At 72.0% G+C, this 18,272-nt stretch carries 20 protein-coding genes and 1 pseudogene; 12 read left to right on the top strand and 9 right to left on the bottom strand.

Annotation, left to right across the window (positions count from 1 at the left end; translation table 11 throughout):
* Positions 1–41: 41 nt before the first annotated feature.
* A complete protein-coding gene (locus tag ACFWV2_RS03115; protein WP_384401454.1) occupies positions 42–428 on the top strand; it encodes a VOC family protein in 387 nt (128 codons plus the stop codon).
* 24 nt (positions 429–452) lie between these two features.
* Entirely contained in the window at positions 453–857 is a 405-nt protein-coding gene (locus ACFWV2_RS03110; RefSeq protein WP_384400803.1) for a hypothetical protein, read from the top strand.
* 22 nt (positions 858–879) lie between these two features.
* On the opposite strand, the gene rpsR is transcribed toward ACFWV2_RS03110, so the two are convergent.
* Together rpsR and ACFWV2_RS03100 are read right to left on the bottom strand one after the other, a co-directional pair.
* A complete protein-coding gene (gene rpsR / locus ACFWV2_RS03105) occupies positions 880–1,116 on the bottom strand; it encodes a 30S ribosomal protein S18 (protein WP_384400800.1) in 237 nt (78 codons plus the stop codon).
* A 31-nt stretch (positions 1,117–1,147) separates the two neighbouring features.
* Positions 1,148–2,299, bottom strand: coding sequence for a CobW family GTP-binding protein (locus ACFWV2_RS03100; RefSeq protein ID WP_384400797.1), 1,152 nt, complete (start codon positions 2,297–2,299; stop codon positions 1,148–1,150).
* 244 nt (positions 2,300–2,543) lie between these two features.
* Here ACFWV2_RS03100 and ACFWV2_RS03095 point away from each other — a divergent pair, with 244 nt between their 5' ends.
* From ACFWV2_RS03095 to ACFWV2_RS03085, 3 genes are all read left to right on the top strand, one after another.
* On the top strand, positions 2,544–3,743 hold the full coding sequence (locus ACFWV2_RS03095) for a serine hydrolase domain-containing protein (RefSeq protein WP_384400794.1): 1,200 nt from the start codon (positions 2,544–2,546) through the stop codon (positions 3,741–3,743).
* 171 nt (positions 3,744–3,914) lie between these two features.
* Positions 3,915–6,086 (top strand): RNA polymerase recycling motor ATPase HelR, encoded by a 2,172-nt coding sequence (gene helR / locus ACFWV2_RS03090; RefSeq protein WP_384400791.1) that lies wholly within the window; start codon positions 3,915–3,917, stop codon positions 6,084–6,086.
* A gap of 48 nt (positions 6,087–6,134) precedes the next feature.
* Positions 6,135–6,626, top strand: a complete 492-nt coding sequence (locus ACFWV2_RS03085) for a hypothetical protein (RefSeq protein WP_384400788.1) — start codon at positions 6,135–6,137, stop codon at positions 6,624–6,626.
* A 60-nt stretch (positions 6,627–6,686) separates the two neighbouring features.
* On the opposite strand, the gene ACFWV2_RS03080 is transcribed toward ACFWV2_RS03085, so the two are convergent.
* Positions 6,687–7,217, bottom strand: coding sequence for an SRPBCC domain-containing protein (locus ACFWV2_RS03080; RefSeq protein WP_384400785.1), 531 nt, complete (start codon positions 7,215–7,217; stop codon positions 6,687–6,689).
* 294 nt (positions 7,218–7,511) lie between these two features.
* Here ACFWV2_RS03080 and ACFWV2_RS03075 point away from each other — a divergent pair.
* Positions 7,512–8,793, top strand: a pseudogene (locus tag ACFWV2_RS03075) (radical SAM protein).
* A 15-nt stretch (positions 8,794–8,808) separates the two neighbouring features.
* Here the strand turns inward: ACFWV2_RS03075 and ACFWV2_RS03070 are convergent.
* Positions 8,809–9,015 carry a cold-shock protein gene (locus ACFWV2_RS03070; RefSeq protein WP_384400782.1) on the bottom strand — a complete coding sequence of 69 codons (207 nt, stop codon included), beginning with the start codon at positions 9,013–9,015 and terminating at the stop codon, positions 8,809–8,811.
* A 405-nt stretch (positions 9,016–9,420) separates the two neighbouring features.
* Between ACFWV2_RS03070 and ACFWV2_RS03065 the strand changes: the two genes are divergently transcribed.
* Positions 9,421–9,645, top strand: coding sequence for a hypothetical protein (locus ACFWV2_RS03065; RefSeq protein WP_384400779.1), 225 nt, complete (start codon positions 9,421–9,423; stop codon positions 9,643–9,645).
* A gap of 57 nt (positions 9,646–9,702) precedes the next feature.
* The gene (locus ACFWV2_RS03060) at positions 9,703–9,876 is read left to right on the top strand and encodes a CsbD family protein (protein WP_360786573.1); all 174 of its coding nucleotides are present in this window, start codon (positions 9,703–9,705) and stop codon (positions 9,874–9,876) included.
* 334 nt (positions 9,877–10,210) lie between these two features.
* Here ACFWV2_RS03060 and ACFWV2_RS03055 read toward each other — a convergent pair whose 3' ends face one another.
* The 3 genes from ACFWV2_RS03055 to ACFWV2_RS03045 are packed head-to-tail and all read right to left on the bottom strand — an operon-like array spanning position 10,211 to position 12,958.
* Positions 10,211–10,975 (bottom strand): SDR family oxidoreductase, encoded by a 765-nt coding sequence (locus ACFWV2_RS03055; RefSeq protein ID WP_384400776.1) that lies wholly within the window; start codon positions 10,973–10,975, stop codon positions 10,211–10,213.
* A 22-nt stretch (positions 10,976–10,997) separates the two neighbouring features.
* Positions 10,998–11,993 carry an NAD-dependent epimerase/dehydratase family protein gene (locus ACFWV2_RS03050; protein ID WP_384400773.1) on the bottom strand — a complete coding sequence of 332 codons (996 nt, stop codon included), beginning with the start codon at positions 11,991–11,993 and terminating at the stop codon, positions 10,998–11,000.
* Positions 11,994–12,007: 14 nt separating this feature from the next.
* A complete protein-coding gene (locus tag ACFWV2_RS03045) occupies positions 12,008–12,958 on the bottom strand; it encodes a ScbA/BarX family gamma-butyrolactone biosynthesis protein (protein WP_384400770.1) in 951 nt (316 codons plus the stop codon).
* Between the two features lie 130 nt (positions 12,959–13,088).
* Between ACFWV2_RS03045 and ACFWV2_RS03040 the strand changes: the two genes are divergently transcribed.
* The 4 genes from ACFWV2_RS03040 to ACFWV2_RS03025 all read left to right on the top strand — a co-directional run bounded on the left by ACFWV2_RS03040 (position 13,089) and on the right by ACFWV2_RS03025 (position 16,881).
* The gene (locus tag ACFWV2_RS03040; RefSeq protein WP_384400767.1) at positions 13,089–13,769 is read left to right on the top strand and encodes a ScbR family autoregulator-binding transcription factor; all 681 of its coding nucleotides are present in this window, start codon (positions 13,089–13,091) and stop codon (positions 13,767–13,769) included.
* A gap of 128 nt (positions 13,770–13,897) precedes the next feature.
* Complete coding sequence (locus tag ACFWV2_RS03035) at positions 13,898–15,049, top strand: acyl-CoA dehydrogenase family protein (RefSeq protein WP_384400765.1); 1,152 nt, start codon at positions 13,898–13,900, stop codon at positions 15,047–15,049.
* 28 nt (positions 15,050–15,077) lie between these two features.
* Complete coding sequence (locus ACFWV2_RS03030; protein WP_384400762.1) at positions 15,078–15,863, top strand: electron transfer flavoprotein subunit beta/FixA family protein; 786 nt, start codon at positions 15,078–15,080, stop codon at positions 15,861–15,863.
* Between the two features lie 37 nt (positions 15,864–15,900).
* Entirely contained in the window at positions 15,901–16,881 is a 981-nt protein-coding gene (locus ACFWV2_RS03025) for an electron transfer flavoprotein subunit alpha/FixB family protein (RefSeq protein WP_384400759.1), read from the top strand.
* A gap of 57 nt (positions 16,882–16,938) precedes the next feature.
* Here ACFWV2_RS03025 and ACFWV2_RS03020 read toward each other — a convergent pair whose 3' ends face one another.
* Together ACFWV2_RS03020 and ACFWV2_RS03015 are read right to left on the bottom strand one after the other, a co-directional pair.
* Positions 16,939–17,328 carry a zinc ribbon domain-containing protein gene (locus ACFWV2_RS03020; RefSeq protein WP_360786560.1) on the bottom strand — a complete coding sequence of 130 codons (390 nt, stop codon included), beginning with the start codon at positions 17,326–17,328 and terminating at the stop codon, positions 16,939–16,941.
* A gap of 132 nt (positions 17,329–17,460) precedes the next feature.
* Entirely contained in the window at positions 17,461–18,168 is a 708-nt protein-coding gene (locus ACFWV2_RS03015; RefSeq protein ID WP_384400756.1) for a TetR/AcrR family transcriptional regulator, read from the bottom strand.
* Positions 18,169–18,272 lie beyond the last annotated feature (104 nt).

Here is an 18,272-nt window from a genome sequence, read left to right as displayed (position 1 = left end):
CAGAAGCCACGAAGATGTCTGAGAAAACCGGAGAATCCACCATGCGCGTCAAAGCCTTCGACCACCTCGTGCTCAACGTGAGCGACGTCGACAGGGCTCTCGACTTCTACACCGGCCCCCTGGGTCTCGAACCCGAGCGCGTCGAGGAGTGGCGGGCCGGCAAGGTGCCCTTCCCTTCGGTGCGCATCGACGCGAGCACGGTCATCGACCTCTTCTCCCGGCCGCGCGGCGAGTCCAACGTCGACCACATCTGCCTGGTCGTCGATCCCCTCGACTGGCAGGAGGTCATCGACTCCGGGACGTTCGACGTGGTCGAGGGGCCCGTCCCGCGCTGGGGCGCGCGCGGCTCGGCGCAGTCGGTCTACGTCAGGGACCCGGACGGCAACACGGTGGAACTCCGCTGGTACCCGCAGGACGCGGGCAGCTGATCCACCTCGTGTTATGAAGGCCCGATGACCTGGACGACATGGACAGAGGGCCGGCGGGTGAGCCTCGCGGCCGACCTCAGGGTGGACGGTGCGATCACCCTCGCCGACAGTGTCCCGACGGAGGCGGACACCTCCGTCGGGACGCTGTTCCTCGCGGCGGGGACCGGGGGCACGGTCGTACGGGTCGACCGGCTGGAGAAGGCCCCGGGCCCGGAGGTGCGCGAGTACGAGCGGCTCCGCTCGCTCCACGCCGACTTCGGCCACCAGATGCCCCCCGCCAGCAGGCAGCAGCTCGCCGAGCAGGTGGCGGCGCTGGAACCGGCGTGGACCGCGTACCAGGAGGAGCAGCCCCGCGCGACGGTCCGTGTCCGTCTCGACAACGGCTTCGTCCTGGCCGACGCGCGCGAGGACCTGTTCGTCCCGGAGTGAGCGGCCGTGCCGGCGCCGGGTGTCAGCGGCTCGTGTACGGCAGCAGTGCCATCTCGCGCGCGTTCTTGACGGCGGCCGCGAGGGCGCGCTGCTGCCGGGCCGTCACGCGGGTGACGCGTCGGCTGCGGATCTTCCCCCGGTCGGAGACGAACTTCCTCAGCAGGTCGGTGTCCTTGTAGTCGATGTACGTGACGCCGGCCGCGTCGAGCGGGTTGGGCCGGGGCGCGGCGGGCTTGCGGGGGTCGTGGCGTCGGGCCATGGTGACTTCTCCTCGGGGTCGGGGGGCGGGGTCAGGCGGCGTCGAGAAGGGCGTCGAACGCTGCGGGCAGGTGCTTCCAGCCCTCGCGTCCCGATCCGTACTCCGCGTCCGTCAGGAGGCAGGAGTCGAGGAGCTGTTCGAGCCCGTCCCGGTCGAGGCCGGGGGACGTGAAGACGAGGTGCTGGCAGCAGTCGCCGTGGTCGGGGTGCCAGTCCAGTGCGGCGGCCGCCCTGCGTACGGGAGGGACCATGTCCCAGGCCGCGTCGGGCAGCGACGCCAGCCAGGGGCCGACGCTCTCCACGCACAGTGCTCCGCCCGCCGCGTCCCACGCGAGCAGCATGTCGGGGCGGTCGGCGAGCCAGAAGCGGCCGCGGCTGCGGGCGGCGGCGCAGCAGAGGTCTTCGAGTGCCCGGTAGAGGCGCTCCGGATGGAACGGCCGGCGGCGGCGCCAGACGAAGGTGGCGACGCCCGCCTCGTCGGCGTCCTGGGGCAGCAGCGCGCACGCGGGGTGCTGCGCCGCCGCGGCGGCCTCGACGTCGACGCCGGCGAAGGCGGCGCGGGCGAGTTCGGCGGACGCGACGGGTACCTGGCGTGCGGTGGGGTGCAGTTGGGCGAGGAGGGCGCGGTCCTCGTCGCCGGCCTCCTCGCTGTCGACGACGGCGAGCACGGGGGCGTACTCCAGTTGGCGGGCCCAGGTGTCTCCGACGGTCCGCCGGTCGGTGGGGGCGGCCGCGAGGCCGGTCTCGGCGAGGTCGTCGCCGTTGGCGAGGTAGGGCAGGACGAGCGCGGGGTCCACGGCGGTGATCACGCCCGTGAGGGCCAGTCGGTCGCCTCCGTGTCCGGCGACGACCTCCGCCATGGCCTTCGGTTCGACCGAGTCCCAGAGTTCGACGACGGCGAGGCGGGTGAGGCCGCTGTCCGCCATCCGCCGGAGCTCGGGGACCAGGTCCTCGCGCAGCGCGCAGCACGCGCAGTCGTCGACCAGGGGGGTCTCGCCCCGGGAGAGGGTGCCTGAGGCGTCGCGGATCACGCGGAGGACGGTGCCGCCGGGCGCCTCGGACAGGTCGTGGTGCAGGGCCACGCTCCCCGGCACGGTGGACAGGAGGCGTTCGACGACCTGGGTGCGGGCGTCGGCGTGGAGGCCGGCGACGATCACCACGGGAAGCTGGGCGGTGGGCTTCATGGCAGGGCCTTTCATGGTGGGACGAGACACTATATGGCAATGGTTTTCATTACCAAGACGCCGGGTGGGTGTCCGCGCGCGGCCTGCCGCCCGGAGGGCTGCGCCCGACCCCGACCGTGCCGGGGACGCCGTGGCGCCGAACGAGTGGACTCGCCGGAACGCGGCCGGGGTGGGGAGCCGCCACGGCCGCGTGCCGGTGGTGATGTTGCCGTCCGTGCCCGTGACCAGGAAGAGGCGTCCCCACATGCGACGTACCCACCAGCGCAGACTGCTCGCCGCGACGCTGCTCGCGGCGTCCGTGCTCACCTCGACGGCGGTCACCCCCGCCGCGCCCGTGCACGCCGCGGGCGTCGACCGTCAGGACTCGGACGACTGCCGGCCCGGCAGCCTCGGTCAGGGCCTCACGGCGAAGCTCGACAGGACGATCGAGGACGTCCGGAAGCAGGCGCGCATCCCCGGTGTCGTGGTCGGACTGTGGATGCCGGGCAAGGGGTGCTACGTCCGCGCGACCGGCGTCGCCGACACGACCACCCGCGAGCCCATGCCCGTCGACACCTACGTCCGGATCGGCAGCGAGACCAAGACCTTCACCGTCACCGCGCTGCTCCAGCTCGTCGACGACGGCAGGATCCGTCTCGACGACCCGATCTCCGACTACGTCCGCGGCGTGCCCGACGGGAAGAGGATCACGCTGCGCCACCTCGCCGGGATGCGCAGCGGCCTCTTCCCGTACACCGCCGATCCGGACTTCGTCCGCGACCTGCAGACCCAGCCGGAACGCGCCTTCACCCCGTGGGAGCTGCTCTCGTACGGCTACCGGCACCCCAACACCTTCGCGCCGGGTACGGCGTTCGAGTACTCCAACTCCAACCTCGTCCTGCTCGGCCTGGTGATCGAGAAGGTCACCGGGCAGCGTCTCGCCGACGTCATCCACCAGCGGGTGCTCCGGCCCGCGCACCTGCGCCACACGCTGTTCCCGAAGGGGGCGGAGTTCCCCGAACCGCACGCCCGCGGCTACACCGACCAGACGCTGAGCGGCGCGGTCACCGACGTCACGGACTGGAACCCGAGCTGGGCCTGGGCCGCCGGGGCGATGATCTCGAACCTGCACGACCTGCGGCGCTGGGCGAAGGTCGTCGCCACCGGCGAACTGCTCAGCCCCGCGACCCAGGCGCAGCGGCTCCGGACGCTGCCGACCGGGTTCCCCGGCACCGGCTACGGCCTGGGGATCTTCGACGCCAACGGATGGATCGGCCACAACGGGTCCATCCCGGGGTACGAGACCGTGACGGTCTACCTGCCGTCGCAGAAGGCCACCCTGGTCGTCATGATCAACACGGATGTCGACAGCGAGGGCCGGGAGCCGTCCACGCTGCTCGCCAGGGCGGTCACGGCGGTCGCCACCCCGGGCAACGTCTACGACGGCCCGGTGGCGCCGCGCTGATCGCGGCGGAGCGGCGGGAGCCGCGAAGAGGGTGACATGAGAAAGGGCAAGGGGAGCACTCACCTCTTGCCACTCTCAACTTATAGCGCACAGGGGGGCTTGCGGCAAGGCCCTGGTGGTACCGCAGAATCACTGGTCTCAGCCGGCCCCTGCAGAAATGAGTCCCCCTCCGTGCGTGTGCTTTCGTCGGTGGACCGGTCGTACGACACCAGCGCGTTCGACCTTCCCGACCGTCTCTCCCCCAAGGCCGACCCGGCGCTGATCGCCGGCGACGAGCGGCACTTCGCGGCCGTCGCGGAGAGCCTGAGGGAGTCGATCACCGAACTGTCCGGCCGTCTCGACGCGGCGCGGAAGGCGCCCGGCGGCGCCGGCCGGGAGGCGATGGACCGGGACGCCGAGATCCACCGGCTGACCGCCCGGCTGCGTACCCTGCGCCGCTTCGGCCTCGACCTGTGCCTCGGACGGGTCGTCGGGGCGGACGGTTCCGAGCCCGTGTACGTCGGACGTCTCGGCCTGACCGACAGCGCGGGGCGCCGGCTGCTCATCGACTGGCGTTCCCCCGCCGCCGAACCGTTCTTCGCGGCCACCCACGCCAATCCGATGGGGCTGGCGAGCCGCCGCAGGTACCGCTGGAACAACGGCCGGATCGGTGACTACTGGGACGAGGTGTTCACCGCCGACGGGCTCGACGAGCACGCGGCCCTGGACGACCAGTCCGCGTTCATCGCCAGCCTGGGCGGCAGCCGGTCGCCCCGGATGCGTGACGTGCTCGCCACCATCCAGGCCGACCAGGACGCCATCATCCGGGCCGGCGCGCGCGGCACCCTCGTCGTCGACGGCGGGCCGGGCACGGGCAAGACCGTGGTCGCGCTGCACCGCTCCGCCCACCTCCTCTACGCGGACCCGCGCCTCGGTCACCGCCGGGGCGGCGTGCTGTTCGTCGGCCCGCACCAGCCCTATCTGGCGTACGTCGCCGATGTCCTGCCCAGCCTCGGCGAGGAGGGGGTGCAGACCTGCACCGTGCGGGACCTCGTCGCCGAGGGGGCGCGGGCGGCGGGCGAGCGCGATCCGGAGGTGGCCCTCCTGAAGTCGTCCGCGGACATGGTGCGGGCGATCGAGACGGCCGTCAGGTTCTACGAGGAGCCGCCCGCCCAGGGGATGACCGTGTCGACCGACTGGGCCGACGTACGGGTGAGCCCGGCCGACTGGGCCGAGGCGTTCGACGCCCCGGAGGCCGGTACCCCGCACAACGAGGCGCGGGAGCACATCTGGGAGGAGCTGGGCACGATCCTGCTCGCCAAGCTCGACGGCGAGGTCCCCGAGGACCAGTTCCGCGGGGCGCTGCGGCAGGACGAGGACCTGGCCGACGCCCTGCACGGCGCCTGGCCGCTGCTGGAGGCGGCCGACCTCGTCGGAGACCTGTGGTCGGTCCCCGCGTACCTGCGGAAGTGCGCTCCCTGGCTGAGCCGCGAGGAGGTCCGGAAGCTGCAGCGCGAGGACGCCCAGGCCTGGACGGTGTCCGATCTGCCGCTCCTGGACGCGGCCCGCCAGCGGCTCGGCGATCCGGAGGCGGCCCGGCGCAAGCGCCGTCACCGGGCCACGGTCGCCGCCGAACGCGCGCGGATGGCCGACGTCATCGACAACGTCCTCGCGGCCGACGCCGACGGTGAGGGCGCGGTGACGATGCTGCGCGGTCAGGACCTGAAGGACAGCCTCGTCGACGAGGCCGTGCTGCCCGGTGCCGAGCCCGACCTGCTCGTCGGACCGTTCGCGCACATCGTCGTGGACGAGGCGCAGGAGCTGACGGACGCCGAGTGGCAGATGCTGCTGCAGCGCTGCCCGTCCCGGAGCTTCACCATCGTCGGGGACCGCGCCCAGGCGAGGAACGGCTTCACCGAGTCGTGGCGGGAACGCCTTGAGCGGGTCGGGCTCGACCGGATCACCGTGGCGTCCCTGAGCATCAACTACCGGACGCCGGAAGAGGTCATGGCGGAGGCCGAGCCGGCCATCCGGGCCGCGCTCCCGGACGCGAACGTGCCGACGTCCGTCCGCGCCTCCGGCCTCCCGGTCGTCCACGGATCGGTGGACGACCTCGACGCGGTCCTCGACGACTGGCTCGCCGCCCACGCCGAGGGGACGGCCTGTGTCATCGGCGCACCCCGGTTCCGGCCGGCGGACGACCGGGTCCGGTCGCTGACGCCCTCGCTGTCGAAGGGCCTGGAGTTCGACCTGGTCGTCCTGGTCGATCCGGAGGCCTTCGGCGAGGGGATCGAGGGGGCGGTCGACCGCTACGTCGCCATGACCCGTGCGACCCGCCAACTCGTCGTCCTCACGGGTTCGTGACGGCGCGCCACGGCCGATCCTGCGATGAGATGACGTATCGATGGGTTCATGACTCACACATGCGAGCCCCTCACGGCACCCGTTCTCGGTGACCCGGACGTTCTCGGTGACGCGGTCGTTCCCGGTGATCCGGTCGTTTCCGGTGACCCGGTCGTTTCCGGTGACCCGGTCGTTCCCCGTGGGGAGTGCCCCGAAGTCGCGTCGCTCGTCGCGCCGTACCTGCGCATCATCCGGTCCGCGCTTCCCCCGGTGGAGGCGGAACGGTTCCTTGTGCGTGCCCTGGACGCGCACGAGGAGGAACGGCGCCGGGCGGGCGCGCTCCAGCTCGGGTTCAGCGCGTACCTCTGGGACGGTCTGGGCGACGGCTGGGGCGGCTCCCTGGCGCACGCCTCCGCCTGGGAGGCCATGCAGGCGATCCGTCACCTCGTCCGCAAGGCGCCCCGGGCGGACCTCGCCGCGTACCTGCGGCTGGGGATCCGGCTCGTCCGCGAGCTCGGCGCGGGCGCTCCGGCGCGTACGCCGGTGCCGGTGGGCGCCTGACGCGCCGGGCGGGTGCGCGGGGCCCGTCCCCGGCCTCGCGCACCCGCCCGGCGCCCGCTCTCAGCCTGCGGACTGCCGGATCCAGTCGTCCTCGCCGGGGTCCGCCCCCTCGGCGAGGGCCGCGAGGCGGTCGACGTAGTGCTGCCAGCCCTCGGCGTGGCCCTCGCAGGCCTCGGTGGAGGGGAGCCCGCTGTGGATCAGCCGCAGGAGCGTTCCGTCCGGCGTGGGCCGGAGGGTGAGCTCGATGGTGCTGGAGCCCGGCGGGACGGGCGCCGGGCCGGTCCCCCAGGCCCCACCGGAGCCGGGCGGGACGGGCGCCGGGCCGGTCTCCCAGCCCCAGCTGAAGACGAGGCGTACCGGCGGGTCGACGGTGATGAAGCGGCCGGCGGCGACGCCGTCGCCGGTGACCCGGGTGCGGTAGGAGCCGCCGGGCTCGAAGGAGAACGTGCCGTCCACGCCCATCCAGGACAGCCATCTCTCACGGTCGGTGAGGAACCGGAAGACGGCCTCGGGGGCGGCGCCGATGCGCCGCTCCAGGGTGACCGTGTCCATGGGGGTCGGCGGGATCGGGGGGTGCGCGGGAGTCGTCATGAGGGCTTCTCGCTTCGTTCGGCCACGTCGGCGAACCGGGCCGGGGCGGCGAACCGCTGGGCCCCTCCTTGCGCAGCGTAACCAGAGGGGCGTCCGGCAGCACCTCGGAGCAGGGCGTCGACTCCCGGCGACGGGGACGACGGGGGCCACACGGCCGGTCGTGCCGGGTCCCCGCTCGTCGCCCCGGGGGCACGCGCGCGTAGCGTGAGGGTGTCGGCTCCGTCGTCCCTCCCCACTGGAGATCCGCCTGTGTCCAGCGCCGCCCCGACCCGTACCGCTGTCGTGGAGTCCCTCATGGACCGCTTCCCGGGAGTCCCCCCTGAGGCCGTGTTCAAGGAGGACCTGCTGCGCGGCGGCCTCGCCTTCGATCCGTCCGCGCTGAGCGGGAACGAGGGCGGCGAGGTGAAGCCGAAGTCGTACTTCATCTTCTCCTTCGACCACCGCACGCTGCCGGAGCTGGGCGAGGCGGCGCTGAACCGTCCGCCGGAGGAGATCGTCCTCACCGGCGGGCCCTACGGTCTGCGCCGCACGGTGGTGTCGGTACGGGTCAACCCCGCGTCCCCGTACCGGGTGGCGCCGGACGCCGACGGGGCGCTCGCGCTGTTCCTCGACGGGGTCCGGAGCGCCGACGTGGGGCTGCCGCCGATGCCGGAGTACTACCGGCACCCGCTGTCGAACGGCAAGTCCGTGATGGAGGTCGCGCCGACCATCCAGTGGGGTTATCTGATCTACCTGACGGTCTTCCGGGTCTGCCAGTACTTCGGCGCCAAGGAGGAGTGCCAGTACTGCGACATCAACCACAACTGGCGCCAGCACAAGGCGGCGGGCCGCCCGTACACGGGGGGTGAAGCCGGTCGACGAGGTCCTGGAGGCCCTGGAGATCATCGACCGCCACGACACGGCCCGTACGTCGACGGCGTACACCCTGACCGGCGGGGCGGTCACCTCCCAGGTGGGCGGGAAGGACGAGGCGGACTTCTACGGGCAGTACGCGCGCGCGATCGAGGAGCGCTTCCCCGGCCGCTGGATCGGCAAGGTCGTCGCCCAGGCCCTGCCGCAGGAGGACGTGCGGCGCTTCCACGACTACGGCATCCGGATCTACCACCCGAACTACGAGGTGTGGGACCGCAGGCTCTTCGAGCTGTACTGCCCCGGCAAGGAGCGGTACATCGGCCGGGACGAGTGGCACCGCAGGATCCTGGACTCCGCGGAGGTCTTCGGGCCCCGCAACGTCATCCCGAACTTCGTCGCCGGGGTCGAGATGGCCCGCCCCTCCGGCTTCCTGACCGTGGACGAGGCGATCGCCTCCACCCGGGAGGGCCTGCGGTTCTTCATGTCGCGCGGGATCACCCCCCGCTTCACCACGTGGTGCCCCGAGCCGACGACGCCGCTGGGCCGCGAGAACCCCGACGGCGCGCCGCTGGAGTACCACCTGCGCCTCCTTGAGGCGTACACGGCGACGCTGGAGGAGTACGGGCTGTCGGCGCCGCCCGGGTACGGCCCGGCGGGCCCGGGCCGCGCGGTGTTCTCGGTCAGCTCGTTCATGGACGCGCTGCCTCCGGCTCCGGGCGAGTGACCGGACCGAGGGGCGTCAGACCCGCAGTTCCCTCGCCTCGAAGCGGCCTTCGCCCAGGACGAGGACGAAAGAGACCTGCTGCCCCTCGGAGAGCGAGCGCTCCTCCCCCTCGATGTCCGCGGCGCTGAAGTAGACCTGTTCGTGGGAGCCGACGGGAACGACGAAGCCGTACCCGCCGGTGCGGTTGAAGGAGTGCACGAACCCTGTGCTCCTGCTGTCCATGGCGGGCCTCCTCGCCGACACGGGCGGCGCGACCGAGGGGGCGGGGCCCCGGCTCCGGCCGCATCCGCTTCTCAGGGGACTTCTACCCCGTACGGCCGCGGTTCGCCCGTCGGCCGAGGCCGGTCGGAGGCGGCCCGGCCGGGTGCGCGCGTCACTCCCCGCGTCTCGTACAATATTCAACAGAGGCCTGGTGTCGGGTATCCCCCGTGTCCGACACCGGGCCTCGCCATGCTCTCGGCGCCCTCCGACGCACACCCCGCGGACGCGGGAAGGTGCCACGGCGCTCGTTGCTCCTGTCCGGTAGGTCCTGAGAGACGGTGTTTCGGCCGCACATCGCCGGGCAGCAGCACCTCGTGCCACCGGCGGCGACCGGGGCGCGTACCGAGCGGCGTCAGGGAGAGGACCATGAGCCACCACGACAGGCACGGCAGCGAGCAGGACCGGCACGAGCCCCCGCGGACCACACCGTCCGGGGCCGAGGGCGAGAGCGGCGACGCGGAGGCACGGCGCCAGGCGGAGGAGGCGACGCGGGACCAGGGTGACTCCTCGGCGGAGGACGCCCACGGCAGCACCGCCAAGCGGCAGAGCCCCGGCATCGGCCGCGAGGAGCAGCGGGAGCAGCACCCGTGAGTATCCGCCGCGATCCCGGGAAGTCGCACGACCACCAGACCGACCAGGAGGTGCCGGATGTCCGCCGGTAAGAAGGCGAAGCACGCCGCGGAGACCGCCAAGGGCAAGGCCAAGGAGGCCACTGGCAGGGCCGTGGGCAACGAGAGCATGCAGAGGGAAGGCCGCGCCGAGCAGATCAAGGGTGACGCGAAGCAGACGGCGGAGAAGGCCAAGGACACGCTCAAGCACTAGGACACGCGGGGGACGCCCCGCGCGTACGGTGCCGCGACGCGGACGGCCGGCGAACCGGGTCACCCCGGGCCGTCGGCCGTCTTCGCGTGCCCCCCGGGCCTCCGCATCAGCGGCACCTCGCAGATGCCGCCGCGGACGAAGGCGCGTCGGCCGGGGGAGGCGGGCAGACTTGTCCGGTTCCCGGGGAAGGTCGGCAGGCGGGACGGTGACGGGGTCCGTGCCGTCCCCGCCGTCCGTCCTGAAAGCAGGGAGCGGGAACGGACCGCGGCGACGGCGCGTCCGGCGGCATCCGCTCGGACGGGAGCGGCCGCGACGCAGGCCCCGGCGAGGCCGGCTAGAGCCCGGTGCCTCCCGTGACGTCCACGTACTGGCCGGTGATCCAGCGCGCGTCGTCGGAGACGAGGAAACCGACCACGTCCGCGATGTCGGCCGGGGTTCCGATCCGGTTGAAGACCGAGAGCGCCGCGAGGGCGGCGCTCGCCTCCGGGGTCGCCCTGCGCCCCGCGTTCATGTCCGTCGCGATGTAACCGGGGGCCACGGCGTTGACCGTGATGCCCCGGGGGCCCAGCTCCTTGGCGAGGGCGAGGGTCATCGTGTCGACGGCCCCCTTGGTCATCGCGTAGGTGACGGATTCGGGGAAGGCGTGCTTGGTGACCGCCGAGGAGATATTGACGATCCGGCCACCGTCGCGCAGGCGGTCGAGGCCCCTCTGGATGAGGAAGAGCGGGGCCTTGACGTTGATCGCGACCAGTCGGTCGAAGACCTCGGTGGTGAGCTGCGCGACGCGGCCGGAGCCGCTCGCGGCGGCGTTGTTGACGAGGATGTCGAACGCGCGGCCCTCTCCCCGCGCCGCGAGCCCCTCGTCGAGCGCGGCGTAGAAGGTGTCGACGGCGTCGGGCGCTCCGAGTTCCGCGCGGAAGGCGAACGCCCGGCCTCCCCGCTCCTCGATGATCTCCACCGTCTCCAGGGCGGCCTTCTCGTTGCTGCCGTAGTGGACGGCGACGAGGGCCCCGTCGCGGGCCAGCCGCTCGGCGATGCCTCTTCCGATGCCCCGGCTCGCCCCTGTGACGATCGCGGTCCTGCCGGCCAACGCGGACATGTCGGTGGTGCCTGCTTTCGGTTCAGGAACGAGTGAGGAGACCGTGGTACCACGGAGCGTGGGCGGCGAACCCCTCGGTGAAGCCCGGCCCCGGGTCGCTTCCCAGCATCCGCCAGGGGCGGTCGTCGGCGAACCAGTGGTCGGTGGCGAACATGTCCAGGTGGTGCCGTGCGAAGGGGAGTTCGGCGAGCAGCGCACGGGCCGTGGCGATGTCCACCGCCGGACCCCGGGGCCTGTCGGTCCGGTGGGCGAGCAGTTCCTCGGCCGCTGTGAGCAGCTCGGCGCCCGGGACCGGGTCGGGGTGGGCGACGTAGTACGGACCCGGCTCGGTCGCGGGTGAGAGCGCCGCGGCGAGCAGGACACGCGCCAGGCTGTCCACGTCGATCAGGGAGTGCAGGGAGTTCCCCGCGTCGGGCGGTCCCGGCAGGGCCGCGAGCAGCCGGACCAGGCCGGGGATCAACAGCCGGTCCCCTGTTCCGTACACGAGGTGCGGCCGCAGGACCGTGCCGCCCGCGTCCAGGACGTGGCGCTCGCCCGCCGCGCGCGTGCGGCTGGTCGGGGAGCCGGGGGCGAGCGGCAGGGTGCCGGGTGCGGCTGCCCGGAAGGGGCCCCGGCCGTGGACGGAGGCGGTGCTGAGGGCGACGATGCGGGTCACTCCGGCGTGCACGGCGGCGTCGACGAGGGCTCGGGTGCCTTCATCGTTGACGGCGCGGGCCAGTTCCTCGTCACCGCCGATCGCGGAGGCGCAGTGGATCAGGACGTCGGTCCCCGCGCACGCGCGGCGCAGTGAGTCGGGGTCACGGAGGTCGCCCATGACGGTCTCGGGTCCTGCGGGCCCTCCCCCGCCGGTGGGTGGACGGCGGGTGAGCAGCCGGATGCGCGGGGGCTCGTGCGCCGATGCCGACGGCGGGGGCGACGCGGGTGCCGCGGTCGGCGAGGACAGGGCCGACGAGGCCGCCGCCGCCACCCGGCCGCCGATGAACCCGGTCGCACCGGTGATCAGGATGCGAGGGCCCATGGTGCCGATCCGGTTCAACCCGCCAGCCGACTGTCGAGGCCGCTCGTGGCCACCGCCAGTTCGCCGGTCGGGGAGGTGAGCGTGCAGACGAAAACGGGCGCGCCGTCCTGGTGGCCGGAGACCCTGACCACGGTCGTCGACGGGTCCTGGGCGGGCACGGTCTCGGCCTCGATCCAGCAGGGGCTGTCGAGTTCGACATAGCGCGAGAAGGCGGTGTCGAGGACGGTGGGCAGGTGGGCGGGGTTCCCGAGGCGGATCGTCGCCGCCTGCCGGGCGGCTTCGAGCAGGACCATCCCGGGGACGTGGTCGTTGGGGCGCCGGAAGAGGGTGGCGTGGGCGGTGTTGATCCGCAGCTGCCACTGTCCGGGGCGGGTGCCGGGCCCGAGGACGACGTCCTCGGGCCGCTCCCGGCCGACGAGGTGCGGGGCGACGCCGGGTATCAGCGGTACGGGCCGGCCCAGCGCCTTCATCCGCTCGCCGCGCATCCGGCGGTAGGCGAGGGCGGAGGTGCAGCGGGCCACGCCGCCGCCGGTGGCGAGGAGCCGGTCGTCGCGGGTGAGCACCATGGAGACGCGGAGCTTCCGGAGGCGTCCGCCCCGGCTCGTGAGGTCGGAGCAGATCACGTCGACGTGGACGTCCGGGGAGAGTCCGTCCACGGCGAGCGCGTCGGGGTCGGCGCTGTAGAAGAGGCTCCATATGACGAACTGATCGTCCAGGGGTACCCCGAGTTCGGCGTGAGCCACCAGCGTGGTCGTCTGGCGTATCGTCTCGGCCACCAGGACGGGGTCGTGCCGGACCCCTGCCACCGGAGAGAAGAAGGGATGCGAGGCGGGCCAGCGGGCGGAGACGGAGAACCGATTCTCCCGCAGTCGCGTCCAGTCCGTGGGGATGATGTCGGCGGGGTCCGCGCGGTGGACGAACTCCCCGGGGACGTGCGTCGCCAATCCCTGACGGTTCCGATCCATGGACACCCCTCGATTCCCCACACCCCCGGCGGTGAAACCCACCAGAAGTAGAATACGTACAGCGCGGTTTTCTTTTCAATGCTTCACGTCACACGGTGAGCACAGACAGCGAGACAGCAGGAGGGGTGCCTTGGCGCAGCAAGCGCGTGCAATTCGAACCCGTCGGGTGATCCTCGAATCGGCTGCGAACGTCTTCGCGGAGCGCGGCTACGAGCGGACGACCATCGGCGAGATCCTGGTGCGCGCCGGGGTGACCAAGGGGGCGCTGTACTTCCACTTTGCTTCCAAGGAAGATCTTGCCCTCGGCGTTCTCGCTGCCCAGCTGCTCGACGAGCCGCTCACGCCTCAGCCCATCAAGCTCCAGGAGCTGGTGGACCAGGGCTTCCTGCTCGCCCACCGGCTCCAGCGCGATCCGCTCGTGCGCGCGAGCGTGGCTCTCGCTCTGGACAGCGGTGCCACCGGAGTCGACCGGGGCGCGCCGTTCCGCGCCTGGATCGACCAGGTGTCGGAGGTGCTCACGGTGGCCAAGGCGCGGGGCGAACTGCTGCTCCATGTGAATGTGACGGATACGGCGGAGCTCTTCTCCGGCGCTTTCGCGGGAATTCAGACGATGTCTCAAATTCTCTGCGACCGCGATGACCTGACACATCGCGTGGTGGTCCTGCTCCAACACGTACTGCCGAGCATCTGCACGCCGGCATTGCTTACGGGACTGGACATGACCGAGAGCCGCGCCCGGCAACTCGCCGTCGAGTACGACGCGAGTCGCCTCCGGAGGGAGGAAGGAAACCTCGCCGACACCCGGACGTGACGAAACCGACCGACCGGTCTCCGGAGCGCCCCGACGCGGACCCGCGTCGGGGCGCTCTGGCGTCATGGCACTGAGTGTGTTTTGCTGAGGGTACTCAGTGCCACAAGCGTCTAGGGGAGCTCGACATCATGGGCAAGGACTTCGACCTGTATCGGCCTTCCGAGGAGCACGACATGCTCCGGGAGTCGGTCCGTGCGCTGGCGGAGGCGAAGATCATGCCGTTCGCCGCGGCGGTGGACGAGGAGGGCCGGTTCCCTCAGGAGGCGCTGGACGCGCTGGTCGCCAACGACCTGCACGCCGTGCACGTCCCCGAGACCTACGGCGGCGCCGGTGCGGACGCCCTCGCCACGGTGATCGTCATCGAGGAGGTCGCGCGCGCGTGCGGCAGCTCCTCGCTGATCCCCGCGGTCAACAAGCTGGGCTCGCTGCCGGTCATCCTGTCCGGCTCGGAGGATCTCAAGCACAAGTACCTCGGCCCGCTGGCCAAGGGCGACGCGATGTTCTCCTACGCCCTGTCCGAGCCTGACGCGGGCTCGGACGCGGCCGGGATGAAGACCCGCGCGGTCCGCGACGGCGACTTCTGGGTCCTCAACGGCGTGAAGCGCTGGATCACCAACGCCGGCGTCTCCGAGTACTACACGGTGATGGCCGTCACCGACCCCGACAAGCGGTCCAAGGGCATCAGCGCCTTCGTCGTGGAGAAGTCCGACGAGGGCGTCTCCTTCGGCGCGCCGGAGAGGAAGCTCGGCATCAAGGGCTCCCCGACCCGCGAGGTCTACCTCGACAACGTCCGCATCCCCGCCGACCGCATGATCGGCGCCGAGGGCACCGGCTTCGCCACCGCGATGAAGACCCTCGACCACACCCGCATCACCATCGCCGCCCAGGCCATCGGCATCGCCCAGGGCGCCCTGGACTACGCCAAGGGCTACGTGCAGGAGCGCAAGCAGTTCGGCAAGCCGATCGCCGACTTCCAGGGCGTGCAGTTCATGCTGGCCGACATGGCCATGAAGCTCGAGGCCGCCCGCCAGCTCACCTACGCCGCCGCGGCCAAGAGCGAGCGCGTGGACGGCGACCTGACCTTCTTCGGCGCCGCTGCCAAGTGCTTCGCCTCCGACGTCGCGATGGAGGTCACCACCGACGCCGTCCAGCTCCTCGGCGGCTACGGCTACACCCGCGACTACCCCGTCGAGCGCATGATGCGTGACGCCAAGATCACCCAGATCTACGAAGGCACCAACCAGGTCCAGCGCATCGTCATGGCCCGCAACCTCCCGTAACCCCCTGCCCGTTGAAAGGAGACAGGCCGTGACCCTGAAGATCGCTGTCTGTGTGAAGTACGTTCCCGACGCGACCGGCGACCGCGGATTCGCCGACGACCTGACGACCGACCGCGAGGCCGTGGACGGGCTGCTCTCGGAGCTCGACGAGTACGCGGTCGAGCAGGCGCTCCGGATCTCGGAGGGGGCCGACGACGCCGAGGTCACCGTCGTCACGGTGGGCCCGGACGACGCCAAGGACGCGCTCCGCAAGGCGCTGTCCATGGGCGCCGACAAGGCCTTCCACGTCAACGACGAGGACATCCACGGCTCCGACGTGATCGCCACCTCCGCGATCCTGGCCAAGGCCCTGGAGAAGACCGGTTTCGACCTGGTCGTCTGCGGCATGGCCTCGACCGACGGCACGATGGGCGTGCTGCCCGCGCTGCTCGCCGAGCGGCTGTCGCTCCCCCAGGTGACGCTGCTCTCGGAGCTCTCCGTGGCGGACGGCCTGGTGAAGGGCCGTCGCGACGGCGACGCCGCCACCGAGCTCCTGGAGGCCCCGCTGCCCGCCGTCGTCTCGGTCACCGACCAGTCCGGCGAGGCCCGTTACCCCTCCTTCAAGGGGATCATGGCCGCCAAGAAGAAGCCGGTCCAGGAGCTGGACCTGGACGACCTGGACATCGACGCCGACGAGGTGGGTCTGGCCGGGGCCTGGACCCTGGTCGACGCGGTGGCCGCGCGCCCCGCCCGTACGCAGGGCACGATCGTCACGGACGAGGGCGACGGCGGCAAGCAGCTGGCCGCCTTCCTCGCGACCCAGAAGTTCATCTGACCGCCCGTCAGCCACACCCACACAGGAGCAACGAATCATGGCTGAGATCCTGGTTCTCGTGGACCACGCCGACGGTGCGGTCCGCAAGCCGGCCCTCGAACTGCTGACCCTGGCCCGCCGTGTCGGTGAGCCCTCGGCGGTCGTCCTCGGCGCGGGCGAGGCCGCGGCCTCCATCGCCGCCACCGTCGGCGAGTACGGCGCGGCGACCGTGTACGTCGCGGACGGCGCCGAGTTCGCCGAGCAGCTGGTCGTGCCGAAGGTGGACGCGCTCACCCAGCTCGCCAAGGAGAAGGGGGCCGCCGCCGTCCTGGTGACCTCCTCGGGCGAGGGCAAGGAGATCGCGGCCCGCGTCGCGCTCCGCCTCGGCTCCGGTCTGATCACCGACGCCGTGGAGCTGGAGGCCGGGGAGGACGGCCCGGTCGCCACCCAGTCCGTCTTCGCCGCCTCGTACCAGGTGAGGTCGCGGGTCTCGCACGGCGTGCCGGTCATCACCGTCAAGCCGAACTCCGCCGCCCCGGAGGCCGCCCCGGCCGCCGGTACGGTCGAGGAGGTCACCGTCGCTTTCACCGGCAACGCGGCGAAGGTCGTCTCGCGCACCCCGCGCGTCTCCACCGGCCGCCCCGAGCTGACCGAGTCCGCGATCGTTGTCTCCGGCGGCCGCGGTGTCGGCGCGGCGGAGGGCTTCGCGGTCGTCGAGAAGCTGGCCGACTCGCTCGGCGCGGCTGTCGGCGCCTCCCGCGCCGCCGTGGACGCCGGCTGGTACCCGCACGCCAACCAGGTCGGCCAGACCGGCAAGCAGGTCTCGCCGCAGCTGTACGTCGCCGCGGGCATCTCGGGCGCGATCCAGCACCGGGCCGGCATGCAGACGTCGAAGACGATCGTCGCGGTCAACAAGGACGCGGAGGCCCCGATCTTCGACCTGGTGGACTACGGCGTGGTCGGTGACCTCTCCGCGGGGCTCCCGCTTCGGAGGCACGAGTTCGGCCCCCGCGGCCGGCGCCACCCCCCCGCGCCCTAAGGGGGGGGGGGTGGCACTCTGTGCCACCCACCCCCCTTTTTCGTGTCGCCCCCCGGTTCAGATCCAGCCGTCGAGCGGGACCTCCTCGCAGAGCCGGACGACCGGCCTGCGACCGGTCACGCCGACCCCCGACGAGACCTTGACCCGGACGCCGGGGCGCACCGCGTGCAGCGGCCCGTCGACGCGGCAGCGGACGACGAAGCCCTCCGCCATGTGCACCGGCCAGAGGTCGGCATCGGCCGCGGCGACCCCGCGCCGTACGGAGATCACGCCCTCGCCCTCGCTGAGTTCGGGGGTGAGATCCGTCGACCCGCAGGTCGGACAGAGCAGTCGCTGGAACGTCGTGGTGTGGCACCAGCGGCAGCGCTGGAAGTAGAGCTCGACGTCGGGGGCCGACTCCTCCGCGGCCCGGACGGCGGTCCCGCTCCTCATTCCCGTGTGGAACACGATGCCTTCTCCTCGCACTCGGCGGCTCGACCGTGCATGGAGCAAAGATATGGCACTGAGTGCCATCAAATAAAGACCTGAGTTCCCTGAATCGGAGATACCGAGAACCCCGGCGGCCACCGTGCGTTCACGTCAGTCCTCGCCGAGGCTCGACTCGACCTCGCGCACCACGCGCCACATGGGGGTGGACCGCTTGGTGATCACCACCACGACGTCCTCGGTCTCCTCCGCGGGCGCGTCCACCACCGCGTCCGGGCTCCAGGTGGCGCGGACGAACTCCAGGGCGCGGTCGACCTCCGCGAGCGGGTCGCCCTCCCCTCCCGAGCGCAGCCAGTGCCGCAGGGCGTGGTTGTGGGCGGCGACCACGGCCGCGGCGGCCACGTTGGCGCGCAGGGTGCCGTCCCTGCGGTCGGCCCAGCGGGTGCGCAGGTAGTCGCCGAGGGTCCTCTCGTACCGCCAGACGACCGAGACCTCGTAGGTGCGGAGCCCGGTCACCTCCCGGGTGAGCCGGTAGCGCTGGACGGAGAAGGTGGGGTTCTCGGCGTACATCCGCATGACGAGCCGGGCGGCGCCGCAGACGCGGACCATCGGGTCGTCGGCGTCGGCGCTCGCCGCGAGGAAGCGGGTCATGTCGGCGAGGCACTGCTCGTGGTCGGGGAATACCACGTCCTCCTTCGACGGGAAGTACCGGAAGAAGGACCTGCGGCCCACGCCCGCGAGGGTGACGATGTCGTCGACCGTGGTCTGCTCGTAGCCCCGCTCCAGGAAGAGCTGGAAGGCCGCGGCGATGAGGGAGTCCCGCATCGCGGGCTTCGTGGAGTTCGTCGACGCTGTTCCCATGAGCCGAACCTAACATCGGGAACGCCCTCACACGGCACTGGATGCCGGAAAAATCCGGCACCCAGTGCTCTGTCGAGGGTACGGAGGCTCAGCCGACGCCTGGA

The organism is Streptomyces sp. NPDC058671 (genome assembly GCF_042716475.1).
Lineage (GTDB): Bacteria > Actinomycetota > Actinomycetes > Streptomycetales > Streptomycetaceae > Streptomyces.
The sequence above is the reverse complement of the archived record's forward strand: the minus strand, read 5'-3'. Positions and strand labels throughout refer to the sequence as shown.

Bases quoted from the DNA above. Each gene is read 5' to 3' on its own strand.
- ACFWV2_RS03050 (WP_384400773.1), bottom strand. From the start codon at position 11,993: ATGGGCCCTCGCATCCTGATCACCGGTGCGACCGGGTTCATCGGCGGC.
- ACFWV2_RS03080 (WP_384400785.1), bottom strand. From the start codon at position 7,217: ATGACGACTCCCGCGCACCCCCCGATCCCGCCGACCCCCATGGACACG.
- ACFWV2_RS03100 (WP_384400797.1), bottom strand. From the start codon at position 2,299: ATGAAGCCCACCGCCCAGCTTCCCGTGGTGATCGTCGCCGGCCTCCAC.
- ACFWV2_RS03025 (WP_384400759.1), top strand. From the start codon at position 15,901: ATGGCTGAGATCCTGGTTCTCGTGGACCACGCCGACGGTGCGGTCCGC.
- ACFWV2_RS03115 (WP_384401454.1), top strand. From the start codon at position 42: ATGCGCGTCAAAGCCTTCGACCACCTCGTGCTCAACGTGAGCGACGTC.
- ACFWV2_RS03095 (WP_384400794.1), top strand. From the start codon at position 2,544: ATGCGACGTACCCACCAGCGCAGACTGCTCGCCGCGACGCTGCTCGCG.
- ACFWV2_RS03015 (WP_384400756.1), bottom strand. From the start codon at position 18,168: ATGGGAACAGCGTCGACGAACTCCACGAAGCCCGCGATGCGGGACTCC.
- ACFWV2_RS03055 (WP_384400776.1), bottom strand. From the start codon at position 10,975: ATGTCCGCGTTGGCCGGCAGGACCGCGATCGTCACAGGGGCGAGCCGG.
- ACFWV2_RS03060 (WP_360786573.1), top strand. From the start codon at position 9,703: ATGTCCGCCGGTAAGAAGGCGAAGCACGCCGCGGAGACCGCCAAGGGC.
- ACFWV2_RS03070 (WP_384400782.1), bottom strand. From the start codon at position 9,015: ATGGACAGCAGGAGCACAGGGTTCGTGCACTCCTTCAACCGCACCGGC.
- ACFWV2_RS03085 (WP_384400788.1), top strand. From the start codon at position 6,135: ATGACTCACACATGCGAGCCCCTCACGGCACCCGTTCTCGGTGACCCG.
- ACFWV2_RS03110 (WP_384400803.1), top strand. From the start codon at position 453: ATGACCTGGACGACATGGACAGAGGGCCGGCGGGTGAGCCTCGCGGCC.
- ACFWV2_RS03065 (WP_384400779.1), top strand. From the start codon at position 9,421: ATGAGCCACCACGACAGGCACGGCAGCGAGCAGGACCGGCACGAGCCC.
- rpsR (WP_384400800.1), bottom strand. From the start codon at position 1,116: ATGGCCCGACGCCACGACCCCCGCAAGCCCGCCGCGCCCCGGCCCAAC.
- ACFWV2_RS03035 (WP_384400765.1), top strand. From the start codon at position 13,898: ATGGGCAAGGACTTCGACCTGTATCGGCCTTCCGAGGAGCACGACATG.
- ACFWV2_RS03045 (WP_384400770.1), bottom strand. From the start codon at position 12,958: ATGGATCGGAACCGTCAGGGATTGGCGACGCACGTCCCCGGGGAGTTC.